Source organism: Rhizobium esperanzae, assembly GCF_002204185.1.
Classification (GTDB): Bacteria; Pseudomonadota; Alphaproteobacteria; order Rhizobiales; family Rhizobiaceae; genus Rhizobium; species Rhizobium esperanzae.
On the sequence record NZ_MXPU01000005.1, the window covers coordinates 90695 to 102717 of the forward strand.

General features: G+C 58.4%; 15 protein-coding genes. 9 read left to right on the top strand and 6 right to left on the bottom strand.

Annotation, left to right across the window (positions count from 1 at the left end):
• Positions 1–182 precede the first annotated feature (182 nt).
• Positions 183–884 (bottom strand): response regulator transcription factor CtrA, encoded by a 702-nt coding sequence (gene ctrA / locus B5E41_RS08830; RefSeq protein ID WP_007533606.1) that lies wholly within the window; start codon positions 882–884, stop codon positions 183–185.
• 436 nt (positions 885–1320) lie between these two features.
• Here ctrA and B5E41_RS08835 point away from each other — a divergent pair, with 436 nt between their 5' ends.
• Positions 1321–1674: a hypothetical protein gene (locus B5E41_RS08835; RefSeq protein ID WP_011426566.1), complete on the top strand. Its 354-nt coding sequence runs from the start codon at positions 1321–1323 to the stop codon at positions 1672–1674.
• Positions 1675–1830: 156 nt separating this feature from the next.
• Here the strand turns inward: B5E41_RS08835 and B5E41_RS08840 are convergent, their stop codons facing one another.
• Entirely contained in the window at positions 1831–2109 is a 279-nt protein-coding gene (locus tag B5E41_RS08840; protein ID WP_088392832.1) for a GNAT family N-acetyltransferase, read from the bottom strand.
• A gap of 135 nt (positions 2110–2244) precedes the next feature.
• Here B5E41_RS08840 and B5E41_RS08845 point away from each other — a divergent pair, with 135 nt between their 5' ends.
• Positions 2245–2712 carry a paraquat-inducible protein A gene (locus tag B5E41_RS08845; RefSeq protein ID WP_088392834.1) on the top strand — a complete coding sequence of 156 codons (468 nt, stop codon included), beginning with the start codon at positions 2245–2247 and terminating at the stop codon, positions 2710–2712.
• Positions 2713–2732: 20 nt separating this feature from the next.
• Here the strand turns inward: B5E41_RS08845 and sciP are convergent, their stop codons facing one another.
• The gene (sciP, locus tag B5E41_RS08850) at positions 2733–3008 is read right to left on the bottom strand and encodes a CtrA inhibitor SciP (RefSeq protein ID WP_007533628.1); all 276 of its coding nucleotides are present in this window, start codon (positions 3006–3008) and stop codon (positions 2733–2735) included.
• A gap of 489 nt (positions 3009–3497) precedes the next feature.
• On the opposite strand from sciP, the gene B5E41_RS31220 reads away from it, so the two are divergent.
• A complete protein-coding gene (locus B5E41_RS31220; protein WP_141098752.1) occupies positions 3498–3653 on the top strand; it encodes a helix-turn-helix transcriptional regulator in 156 nt (51 codons plus the stop codon).
• Between the two features lie 96 nt (positions 3654–3749).
• Here the strand turns inward: B5E41_RS31220 and B5E41_RS08860 are convergent, their stop codons facing one another.
• The 3 genes from B5E41_RS08860 to cysQ form a co-directional block, all read right to left on the bottom strand.
• Complete coding sequence (locus tag B5E41_RS08860; RefSeq protein WP_088392838.1) at positions 3750–4475, bottom strand: sugar transferase; 726 nt, start codon at positions 4473–4475, stop codon at positions 3750–3752.
• A 76-nt stretch (positions 4476–4551) separates the two neighbouring features.
• Positions 4552–4728 (bottom strand): hypothetical protein, encoded by a 177-nt coding sequence (locus B5E41_RS31630; RefSeq protein ID WP_176439360.1) that lies wholly within the window; start codon positions 4726–4728, stop codon positions 4552–4554.
• A gap of 320 nt (positions 4729–5048) precedes the next feature.
• A complete protein-coding gene (gene cysQ, locus B5E41_RS08865) occupies positions 5049–5846 on the bottom strand; it encodes a 3'(2'),5'-bisphosphate nucleotidase CysQ (RefSeq protein WP_088392840.1) in 798 nt (265 codons plus the stop codon).
• A 535-nt stretch (positions 5847–6381) separates the two neighbouring features.
• Here cysQ and B5E41_RS08875 point away from each other — a divergent pair.
• From B5E41_RS08875 to B5E41_RS08900, 6 genes are all read left to right on the top strand, one after another.
• A complete protein-coding gene (locus B5E41_RS08875) occupies positions 6382–7284 on the top strand; it encodes a branched-chain amino acid ABC transporter permease (RefSeq protein WP_064811172.1) in 903 nt (300 codons plus the stop codon).
• Between the two features lie 4 nt (positions 7285–7288).
• Positions 7289–8680, top strand: coding sequence for a high-affinity branched-chain amino acid ABC transporter permease LivM (livM, locus tag B5E41_RS08880; protein ID WP_088392842.1), 1392 nt, complete (start codon positions 7289–7291; stop codon positions 8678–8680).
• Positions 8680–9555: an ABC transporter ATP-binding protein gene (locus B5E41_RS08885; RefSeq protein WP_088392844.1), complete on the top strand. Its 876-nt coding sequence runs from the start codon at positions 8680–8682 to the stop codon at positions 9553–9555. Before livM ends, B5E41_RS08885 begins: the two co-directional genes overlap by 1 nt.
• Entirely contained in the window at positions 9555–10298 is a 744-nt protein-coding gene (locus tag B5E41_RS08890; RefSeq protein ID WP_176439361.1) for an ABC transporter ATP-binding protein, read from the top strand. Before B5E41_RS08885 ends, B5E41_RS08890 begins: the two co-directional genes overlap by 1 nt.
• Positions 10299–10317: 19 nt before the next feature.
• Entirely contained in the window at positions 10318–10671 is a 354-nt protein-coding gene (locus B5E41_RS08895) for a DUF6867 family protein (protein ID WP_011426555.1), read from the top strand.
• Between the two features lie 120 nt (positions 10672–10791).
• Complete coding sequence (locus tag B5E41_RS08900; protein WP_088392846.1) at positions 10792–11913, top strand: branched-chain amino acid ABC transporter substrate-binding protein; 1122 nt, start codon at positions 10792–10794, stop codon at positions 11911–11913.
• Positions 11914–12023 lie beyond the last annotated feature (110 nt).

The window sequence follows — 12023 nt, forward strand, 5'->3', positions numbered from 1 at the left end:
GAGCATAGTGCCGAAAAAGCGCCGCCGGCCCCGGCTAACGCTGCGCTTTTCCCTGACCGGGATATCAACCTGTTCGGCCAGATCAGCCGGGATCCCTTTAACGGCGGCAAGCGCCGGCAGTACAAACGAAAAATCCCGCCGAAAGGGCGGGATTTCGTCATCCGATAAGGGGGATCGGAAGATCAAGCGGTTTCCGCATATTCGGTGCCATCCGGCTCGCGAAGAACGTAACCACGGCCCCAGACGGTTTCGATGTAGTTGGCGCCGCCGGCGGCGTTGGCCAGCTTCTTGCGCAGCTTGCAGATGAAGACGTCGATGATCTTCAGTTCCGGCTCGTCCATGCCGCCGTAAAGGTGGTTCAGGAACATTTCCTTGGTAAGGGTGGTGCCCTTGCGGAGCGAAAGCAGCTCCAGCATCTGGTATTCCTTGCCCGTCAGGTGGACGCGCTGGCCGCCGACTTCGACGGTCTTGGCATCGAGATTGACGATCAACTCGCCGGTCATGATGACTGACTGGGCGTGGCCCTTGGAGCGGCGAACGATAGCGTGAATGCGGGCGACCAGTTCATCCTTGTGGAACGGCTTGGTCATGTAGTCGTCGGCGCCGAAGCCGAGGCCGCGAACCTTATCCTCGATGCCTGCCATGCCCGACAGAATGAGGATCGGTGTCTTGACCTTGGACAGCCGGAGAGTGCGGAGCACTTCATATCCGGACATGTCGGGCAGGTTCAGATCGAGAAGGATGATGTCGTAATCATACAGCTTGCCCAGATCGACGCCTTCTTCACCGAGATCGGTGGTGTAAACATTAAAACTCTCTGATTTGAGCATCAATTCGATGCTCTGCGCCGTAGCGCTGTCATCTTCGATGAGAAGTACCCGCATAATTATCCCCTTTACCGCCGCCGAAAGGTGGCCTGGCCCCCTACACGCTACCCGAACAAGCTACGTGATTTGGAAGCTGCCACGAAATGGTTAACAAATTCTAATTCACTCTGGCAAGGAGTATCGAATTTATTAAATAATTTTTCCATTTCTCTGTTTTCCAATAGGAATCTCAAAAAGCGTTCCTCAACATTAAGATTAGGAAACAGCGCTAAGTGATTCATCCGACTCGCCAATGAAAAGGTTCGAACTTCATGCCGTGGCATTTACCGACCCTTAAATCATCGGGTCTATCATTAACGATGCCCGTAAACGAAAGGTTACCAGCGGTAGGTTTTTGTTAATATCGCAGGAAATTTTTTAGCAAACCGTGTCAAAGCGGCGCGCAGGGCGGTTTCAAGTTGAGCCGGGGTCTCGCATCACGGGAGTAATGCGTATGAAGTCGCGAGAAAGTCTCGTTCGCCTGAAAGAGTTTCAGGTGAACGAAAAACGACGTCAATTGCAGCAATTGCAGATGATGATGTCCGAATTCGAACGGATGACGAAGGATCTGGAGAGCCAGATCGTCGTCGAGGAAAAGAAGTCCGGTATATCCGACCCGAATCACTTTGCTTATCCGACCTTCGCCAAGGCCGCGCGTCAGCGGGCCGACAACCTGCAGGTTTCGATCAAGGAACTGAAGATGCAGGAAGAGGCGCTGGAACTGGCGCTTGAGGAAATGCAGGCGGAATATGCAAGGGCGACGGCGCTGGAGGAACGTGACAGCGGCGCCCGCGCCGCCAGGGCCTGAGAGAAAATGCGGGCGCCGGCGTCGGCGCCCCGGGAATTGCCACAGAGAAGCCATGTATGATGGGCGTGCCGTCCGTCATACATGGCTTTTGGTGTTTCCCGCCGTTTGCGTCCGCACGCCATCGCTCCACGCGGCGACCGCTTCAGGCGTCGCGAATCAGTTCACGACATCCTGCCATTCTGGATGACGTTGCGCCTGCGCCTTGAAGAACGGGCAGAGCGGAATGATCTTCCAACCGCCAGCGCGAGCCGCTTCCACCGCGCGCAGTGCCAATGCCTGGCCGACACCCTTGCCGCGCAGGGCATCAGGAACCGCCGTGTGATCGATGATGATGAGCTTCGGCGAGGTGCGCGAATAGGTCATCTCCGCCTCGTGCCCCTCGACGTCCACGGCATAACGGCCGCCGGATGCGCCTTCCTCATTTCGAATATCCATTGTCTTTCCTCGTACACAGATATTTATCGCAGCCGACGGTGACACGGTGGCGCGGTCGTGCCAAGCCGGCGGAACAGTTCCTCGGGGAGACGCAGTGTTCATGAAAAATGTCGGATCGGCGCGAGGTTTGGGGCAATGAGCGCGCTTTCGATCGTCCGCCCCGCTCTTTTCGTGGCAGCGCCGTTCCTCCTGGCGCTCGGCCTGATCTTGCCGCTGGTCCGTTTCGAGACGCTGTATTTCTTCGATCAGACCCCGTCGCTCATCGACATCGTCGTCTCGCTCTGGCAAGGCGGAGATGGGCTGCTGGCGGCGATCGTCGCGCTGGTCTCGATCGTGCTTCCGTTTCTGAAGATGATCGGGATTGCGGCGGAAGCGACGGCTGCCGGCAGCGAGGCCGGGAGCCTGTTCTATCGTCGCGTCGTGCCGCATCTGTCCAAGTGGTCAATGATGGACGTGCTGCTGGTCGCGATCGTCATTGCTGCGGCGAAGACAACGGGGTTGGCGGATGCCTTCACGCAGCCCGGCCTCTGGTGCTACGCCGCCTCGTCAATAATTTCGGGCCTTCTTCATTCCCTGATGGGAGATGCGTCCGGCCCGAAATAAATGTCGACGATGGCGTGTGATCAGTGGCGATATTGCTGGATGCGCGTGGTGCGCAGGCCGGCGAGGCCGTGGCTGTTGATCGACGACTGCCAGGAAAGGAATTCTTCGACCGTGAGCGTGTAACGCTCGCAGGCCTCTTCCAAGCTCAACAGGCCACCGCGAACAGCCGCGACAACCTCTGCCTTGCGGCGGATGACCCAGCGCCGCGTATTGGGCGGCGGAAGATCCGCGATGGTCAGGGGGCTGCCATCGGGGCCGATGACATATTTCACTCGGGGACGTATCATTTCGGTCATTGGACTCTCTACACAACGCAAGACCACGAGCGCCACTCTAGCCTGCCACATTTAAAAATTGCCTAAGCCCAACGTAAGACTTTGATAACAAATTTAGATGCCCGGAGCGGCCAGTGAACGAGCCAGGCAAACCTGCCGGCACTCACGAGCACGTCGATCTCTTCTATGGCACCGGTGACGGCGATGACGCGGACTGTTCCGCCGATCTTCTGCGAGGAGGGATCGATTGCGGACGGTGCGGCCGATCAGGAAAATTGCCGCCTCGACAGGCTCTTCCAGGTGCCCGGCCTGAAGAACGGCTTTGCCTTCACATTGCACGACGTTGACCTGAAACAATACATTTTCGCTACTCGGGCAGCCATTCGGCATGGGAGCATTCTATGGCAATGCGCTGTGGCTGCGGGAGCTTCTGGAGCGGCTCTCACGCAACAGCAATCCCGAAGATGGCTCGCCGGAAACGTCTAGCCGGCGGCAGATCGAAGAGCTGCGTTGTCGGCGAAACGCAAGATCGCGATTATTCTCGATCTCTCGTCGCATGCGGTCGATGGTTATCTGAAGAGCGCGATGTCCAAGCCATATACGGTCAACCGCACGCAGGGTCGCCAGAACGGCACCGGCCGCCCTGAGGCAGCCGGTCCTTTCTAGAGCAATTCCAGGAAAAGCGCCAAGCGCCTTTGCCGGGAATTGCATAAATACAAAAGGTTAGAGCGGTTCTGCGCTTCGGTGGAAGCTGAACCGCTCTTAAAAGCCTTTTCCGCCGGTCACTTCTGATACGACGGTCCCGAAGATGATGCGCATGTCCATCAAGATCGAGAAATTGCCGACATAATAAAGATCACAAGCGATGCGGGCGCGCGCCTTGGCGGGACGATCGGTCGGACCGCGCAGGCCACGCATCTGGGCGAGACCGGTCATGCCGGGGCGCATCGCGTGGCGCTGGTGATATTCCGGCACGAGCTCTTCATAGAGCACGCCGCCGGCGCGCATGCCGATTGCATGGCAGCGGGGACCGACGACCGACATGTCGCCCAACAGCACGTTCAACAGCTGTGGCAGCTCGTCGATGTTAGTGCGGCGCAGAATAGCGCCGATGCGGGTGATGCGCGGGTCGTTCTTCACCGTCTGGGCAACGCCCGAGACATCGCAAAGATCGGTGCGCATGGAACGGAACTTGTAGACCTTGATGGCCTTGCAGTTCTTACCCCAACGGGTCTGCTTGAACAGCACCGGTCCTGGGCTGTCGAGCTTGATCAGCAGGGCGACGAGAAGAAGGAAGGGGGCGAGGACGAGGAGGGCGCTCAACGATGAAACTATGTCGAACGCCCGCTTCAGGGCGAGATCCACCCACGGCGCTTGGGAGGCACCGCTATGGATGACGGGGGTCTGAATCTTCAGGCTCGGCTGCTGGCGGCGGCTCGGGCGGAAGGAATCAGTCGAAATGGTGTTGTTTAATTCCGTGATGCTCAACGATCGTACTCTGTTGTCTTCGAGGGGCGCGGCGGCAATAGGCGATCAATGGTTTGCCCTGTGACCAGGGCTGCACTCAGGTGTTGGTAACCCTACTAAAACGGAAAAATGCGACAATTGTGTAATGGTGTCCAGAGAAATATCGCATCGCAATAAATCTTTCGCACTTGCGATAAGTTGAGGCAAGCTCATGATATTTCGTTAATAGTTGCAATTTCATCAAGGTTTTTAGACCTTTGGCGAGGGCTTCCATGGGGCTATCCTCGTGTTGTTTCGACACGCGACCGGCGGTTGGCAGACGGCGTTTTTAACGAATTCCGAACTGAATTTTTTTGCCGGATATGTTCGGCCGTCCTCAAACTGTGTCAGAATATGACAAAATCAAGGCCGAATCGGCAGCGTTCAAAACTGCGAGGGATGGAGAGTTGTGCCCAGCCCGGAATCACGCGACCTCTTCCGGTTTCTGTGAGGATCTGCTGTGCGCCTCGGGCGCGGCAGGAATGCCGCGGCAGGCGCAGAACATCATAATGAGCGGGTCGCGCCATCACGGCATTTGCGAATGCCCGCGGATGGTCACGCCGGTTCGAGGACGCGTTTCCTGCCGCCCCAGGAGATGAAGTTCGGATTGGCAAAGTCGAAATCGGCCGCCGTCCCCGTCTTGCCATAGGTCAGCAGCGCCCCGTCGAGCGTCACCGTCGATCCTCCGGCGGCGCGCAGCACTGCGTCGCCGGCCGCGGTGTCCCATTCCATCGTGCGGGTGAAGCGTGGATAGACGTCGGCCTTGCCTTCGGCCAGCAGGCAGAATTTCAGCGAGGAGCCGATATTGGTGCATTTGGAGATCGCGTGATCGGCGAGGAAGGTTCCCGTCTCCGGGCTGTTGTGACGAAGGCTTGCAAGTGCAAGCCGATCGTCCAGCTGCTCGCGCACGGCAATTGCTGTGCGTGCCCCGATGGTGAAGTCCTCGGTGACCTCAAGCCTTTCGGCACGGCCGCGCTCCCCCGAGAAGGCGAGCCCGAGGGCCGGCGCGTAGACGATGCCGGCGACGGGGGCGCCGTTCTCGATATAGGCGATGTTGACGGTGAATTCCTGCCGTCCGTCGACGAATTCACGGGTGCCGTCGAGAGGGTCGACCAGGAAGAAGCTTCGGCCGCTGATGTCGGGCACGTTTCCGGCAGCAACCGACTCTTCCGCCACGACGGGTATATCAGGATAATCCCTGGACAGATGGGCGAGGATGATGCGTTCGGCCTCCTCGTCGGCAACCGTAACCGGGCTTGCGTCCGCCTTCATGGCAATGGGAAAGCCTTCGCGCAAAACCGCGATGATGGCCTTACCGGCTTCGAGCGCCGCCTTTTCAAATGTCCTCAGCATTGTCCTTTTGCCGTTCGCCGCGCGGCGAGCGCTCGCTGTCGCCCGTCGTCAACCATCCCTGTCGCACCAGATATCGATATGGTGGTTCTCGCCGCGCCCCGCACCCCCGATAACGCAGATTGAAGATACTACCATAAGTTTCCGCAGCTGTCAGGCGAGGATGGCGGCATTTACCTGTGAAATACCATTCGCAAAAACTACGGGCTCAAGGGTTGAAATCGCGCTTTCTTCCAGCCTTGTGGAATAGCTTACGCGGGAAGCGACGCAGCAAATCGAAGGCGCGCTTGCCGGATGGTTAAGCCGGCAAAAGGTTTTGGCTAAAAATGGGTCGGTCTTTGCCGATTTTCTGTGGATTTTGGTTCAAAATGCGCCATTTAGGCCTGTTCGAACAAGATTCTGCTGGAGAAAATCCTTTTTGTCTTCACATTTTCAACGAAACCGCTATGGATGCGGCCTATGAGGTTCCTTAAACGGGGAACCGAATAACCAAAAAGAGATGCAGCATCTTCGGCTCGCATCCAGGGGAAAACGACATATGGAGTATTTCGTCCAGCAGCTCTTCAATGGGCTGACGCTCGGATCCATCTATGGCCTCGTGGCTATCGGCTATACGATGGTTTATGGCATTATCGGCATGATCAATTTCGCCCATGGCGACATCTTCATGCTCGGTGGTTTCGCCGCTCTTATCGTCTTTCTCGTCCTCACATCCATCTTCGCGGGTCTCCCGGTGGCAATTTTGCTGCTGGCGATGCTTGTCGTCGCGATGCTGATGACGAGTTTGTGGAATTGGACGATCGAGCGTGTTGCCTACCGTCCGCTGCGCGGGTCCTTCCGCCTTGCGCCGTTGATCACGGCGATCGGCATGTCGATCGTGCTGTCGAACTTCATCCAGGTGACGCAGGGGCCGCGCAACAAGCCGATCCCGCCGATGGTGAGCTCGGTTTACCAGTTCGGCAACATCTCGGTGTCGCTGAAGCAGATCATCATCATCCTGATCACGGCGGTGCTGCTGACGGTCTTCTGGTATATCGTCAATCATACTGCGCTTGGCCGCGCGCAGCGCGCCACGGAGCAGGATCGCAAGATGGCGGCGCTGCTCGGGGTCAATGTCGACCAGACGATCTCGATCACTTTCGTCATGGGGGCGGCGCTGGCCGCCGTCGCCGGGACGATGTATCTGATGTATTATGGCGTCGCTTCGTTCGCCGATGGTTTCACGCCGGGTGTGAAGGCATTTACCGCAGCCGTTCTCGGCGGCATCGGCTCGTTGCCGGGCGCCGTCCTCGGCGGGCTGATGATCGGCCTGATCGAGTCGCTGTGGTCAGCCTATTTCACCATCGCGTATAAGGATGTGGCGACCTTCGCCATCCTCGCTTTCGTGCTGATCTTCAAGCCGACGGGCATCCTCGGACGGCCGGAAGTCGAGAAGGTATAACGTCATGGCAAACATCGAGAATTCTGCAGGCAAGCCCGATGCCGGACTTGTCCGCAAAGGTCTTATCGAAGCCCTTTTCGCCGCCGTTCTCTCCCTCGGCATGTTCGTTCTCTATGTCGGCCTGAAAACCGATCAGAACATCAACAACGAGCTGATCATCGTCCAGCGCTGGGGACTGCTGGCGATCTTTGTCGCTATTGCCGCGATCGGTCGTTTCGCGATGGTCGTTTTCATCAAGCCGAATATCGACCGCCGAAAACTCCGCAAGGCGCGGGAAGGCGATCTCGACATCTCGACTGAAAAGAGCTTCTTCCATCGGCATTTCCTGAAGATCGCGTTGATTGCGCTGCTGCTTTATCCCATGGTGATCGTGGCGCTCGTCGGCGCTCAGGGCTCGCTGAAATGGGTCGACAATTTCGGCATCCAGATCCTGATCTACGTGATGCTCGCTTGGGGGCTGAACATTGTCGTCGGCCTCGCGGGCCTTCTTGATCTCGGCTATGTCGCCTTCTATGCGGTTGGCGCCTATTCCTACGCCCTGCTGTCCAGCTATTTCGGCCTGTCCTTCTGGGTGCTGTTGCCGCTTTCCGGTATCCTCGCAGCGCTCTGGGGCGTCATTCTCGGCTTCCCGGTGCTGCGTCTGCGCGGCGACTATCTCGCCATCGTCACGCTAGCCTTCGGTGAGATCATCCGCCTCGTCCTGATCAACTGGACCGACGTGACCAGAGGAACCTTCGGCATCTCAAGCATTCCGAAGGCGACGCTCTTCGGCATTCCCTTCGATGCGACGGCCGGCGGCTTTGCCAAGCTCTTTCACCTGCCGATGTCTTCCGCCTACTACAAGATTTTCCTCTTCTACCTGATCCTGGCGCTGTGCATGCTGACGGCCTACGTCACCATCCGCCTGCGGCGCATGCCGATCGGGCGTGCCTGGGAAGCACTGCGTGAAGACGAGATCGCTTGCCGTTCGCTCGGCATCAACACGGTGACGACCAAGCTGACGGCGTTCGCGACGGGAGCCATGTTCGGTGGCTTCGCGGGCTCGTTCTTCGCCGCTCGCCAGGGCTTCGTCTCGCCCGAATCCTTCATCTTCCTGGAATCGGCCGTCGTTCTCGCCATCGTCGTTCTCGGCGGCATGGGTTCACTGACCGGCATTGCGATCGCCGCGATCGTCATGGTGGGCGGTACCGAAGCGTTGCGCGAAATGGATTTCCTGAAAGCAGTCTTCGGGCCCGACTTCACGCCGGAACTCTACCGCATGCTGCTCTTCGGTCTCGCCATGGTGGTCGTCATGCTGTTCAAACCGCGCGGTTTCGTCGGATCGCGTGAACCAACCGCCTTCCTCAAGACACGCAAGGCCGTATCCGGAAGCTTCACCAAGGAGGGCCACGGTTGATGAGCCCCGTCACCAATACGATGTCGAGCGACACGCTTCTCAAGGTCGAGCACCTGTCGATGAAGTTCGGCGGCCTGATGGCCATCAACGACTTCTCCTTCGAGGCCAAGCGCGGCGACATCACCGCGTTGATCGGTCCGAACGGCGCCGGCAAGACCACCGTCTTCAACTGCATCACCGGCTTCTACAAGCCGACGATGGGGATGATCACGCTTAATCAGAGAAGCGGCAAGCAGTACCTGCTGGAGCGTCTCCCGGACTTTCGCATCACCAAGGAAGCCAAGGTGGCGCGCACCTTCCAGAACATCCGGCTGTTTTCCGGCCTGACCGTTCTTGAAAACCTGCTCGTCGCCCAGCACAACAAGCTGATGCAGGCGTCGGGTTATACCATTCTCGGTCTCATCGGCATCGGCCCTTATAGGCGAGAAGCCGCAGCAGCCGTCGAGTTGGCGCGTCATTGGCTTGAAAAGGCCGACCTGATCGATCGTGCCGACGATCCGGCAGGCGATCTGCCTTATGGCGCCCAGCGCCGTCTCGAGATCGCGCGTGCAATGTGCACAGGCCCCGAATTGCTTTGCCTGGACGAACCGGCCGCAGGCCTCAACCCGCGCGAATCTGCTAAGCTGAACGAGCTTTTGCAGGGTATTCGCGCCGATACCGGAACCTCCATTCTCCTTATCGAGCATGACATGTCTGTGGTTATGGAAATCTCCGATCACGTCGTCGTCCTCGAATATGGTCAGAAGATTTCCGATGGCACGCCGGATCACGTGAAGCACGATCCGAAGGTCATTGCGGCCTATCTCGGCGTCGAGGATGAAGAAGTGGAAGAGGTGATCGCAACCGTCGAGCAGCTCGAAGGAGGCGCAAACTGATGGGCGATGCAGTCATGATGGGTCAACCGCTCCTTCAGGTGAACGGCGTCCAAACCTACTACGGCAATATCCGCGCGCTGGCCGGCATCGATGTCGAGGTCAACAAGGGCGAGATCGTCAGTCTGATCGGCGCCAATGGCGCCGGCAAGTCGACGCTGATGATGACGATCTGCGGCAGCCCCCAGGCCCGTAAGGGCTCGGTCGTCTTCGAGGGTCGCGAGATCACCCGTATGCCGACCCATGAAATCGCACGCCTGCGCATCGCGCAGTCGCCGGAAGGGCGTCGCATCTTCCCGCGCATGACGGTCATGGAAAACCTCCAGATGGGCGCAGGTCTCGACAATCTCAAATATTTCGCCGAGGACGTCGAGAAGATCTTCACGCTCTTCCCGCGTCTCAAGGAACGTCATGCCCAGCGCGGCGGCACGCTTTCGGGCGGCGAGCAACAGATGCTGTCGATCGGCCGCGCGCTGATGGCGCGCCCGAAGCTGCTGCTGCTCGACGAACCTTCGCTCGGCCTGGCCCCGCTGATCGTCAAGGGGATTTTCGAAGCAATCCGGAAGCTCAATGAGCAGGAAGGCCTCACGGTGTTCCTCGTCGAGCAGAACGCATTCGCGGCGCTGAGACTCTCGCACCGCGCTTATGTGATGGTGAACGGCAAGGTAACGATGAGCGGCTCCGGCAAGGAACTGCTCGCCAATCCGGAAGTCCGCGCCGCCTATCTCGAAGGCGGAAGACATTAGGTCGAAGGAGGAGTTTGATATGCAGGGACTTTTCTTCGAAAGCGATGACGGCGTCCGGGTTGTCATTCGCGCCCTCGTTGTACTGATTGGTTTCTGGACGGCCTGGCGAGCCGGCAAGGCGGTTGCGGACGGCTGGAACAATTATCCGCTCGCCGTGGTCTATACCTTCCTCCTTGCCTGGGCGATGCAGTTTCTACACCACGCCCTGTTCAATGGGCCGATGCTCAGCGCCTTCTATTACGGCATCGACTTCGTGACCTTGCTGGTCTTCTCGACGGCCGGCTTCCGCTTTCGCCGTACCAATCAGATGGTCAACAACTATTACTGGCTGTACGAAAAAACTTCCGCGTTTTCGTGGAAGGACAAACATTGACAGTCCGTTGAAACTAGGCATGAATTGCCTTCAGAGTGGAACAGCTTTCCTGGCGCAGTCAATGGTGGGTAATGCGCCGGGCCTTGGACCGGAACCCGCCCAAAAATTGGGAGTAACAATATGAAGAAGTCTCTTCTGTCGGCAGTGGCTCTGACGGCGATGGTCGCCTTCAGCGGCAACGCTTGGGCCGACGTCCTCATCGCTGTCGCTGGTCCGCTGACCGGCCCGAACGCCGCTTTCGGCGCTCAGCTTCAGAAGGGTGCCGAGCAGGCAGCCGCCGATATCAACGCTGCTGGCGGCATCAATGGCGAGCAGATCAAGATCGAACTCGGCGACGACGTTTCCGACCCGAAGCAGGGCATTTCTGTCGCCAATAAATTCGTAGCCGACGGCGTCAAGTTCGTCATCGGCCACTTCAACTCGGGCGTTTCGATCCCGGCTTCGGAAGTCTATGCCGAAAACGGCATCCTCGAAATCACCCCGGCCGCCACGAACCCGAAGTTCACGGAACGGGGCCTCTGGAACACGTTCCGCACCTGCGGCCGTGACGACCAGCAGGGCGCCATCGCCGGCAAGTATCTCGCCGACCACTTCAAGGACGCCAAGATCGCCGTCGTTCACGACAAGACCCCCTACGGTCAGGGTCTTGCAGACGAAACCAAGAAGGCGATGAATGCCGCCGGCCTGACGGAAGTCATGTACGAAGGCATCAACGTCGGCGACAAGGACTTCTCGGCCCTCATTGCCAAGATGAAGGAAGCTGGCGTCTCGATCATCTATTGGGGCGGTCTGCACACCGAAGCCGGTCTCATCATCCGTCAGGCCGCAGACCAGGGCCTGAAGGCCACGCTGGTTTCTGGTGACGGTATCGTTTCGAACGAACTGGCCTCGATCGCCGGTGACGCTGTCGCCGGTACCCTGAACACCTTCGGCCCCGATCCGACGCTGAACCCGGCGAACAAGGAGCTCGTCGAAAAGTTCAAGGCCGCCGGTTTCAACCCGGAAGCCTATACGCTCTACTCCTACGCCGCGATGCAGGCGATTGTAGGTGCCGCCAAGGCTGCCGGTTCGGTGGATCCTGAAGCGGTTGCCACAGCCATGAAGGAAAAGGGTCCGTTCCCGACGGTTCTGGGCGACATTTCGTTCGACGAAAAGGGCGACCCGAAGATTCCTGGCTACATCATGTACGAATGGAAGAAGGGCGCGGACGGCAAGTACACCTATGTGCCGCAGGGCATGTAAGCTTCGCTTGCATGTCGATAACATGATCTGATCGAAGCCCGGTTCCGACCGGGCTTCTTTCATTTTCGGGACATCTCAATCATGGTGCGCCTTATCGAGGCGAGGGGCGT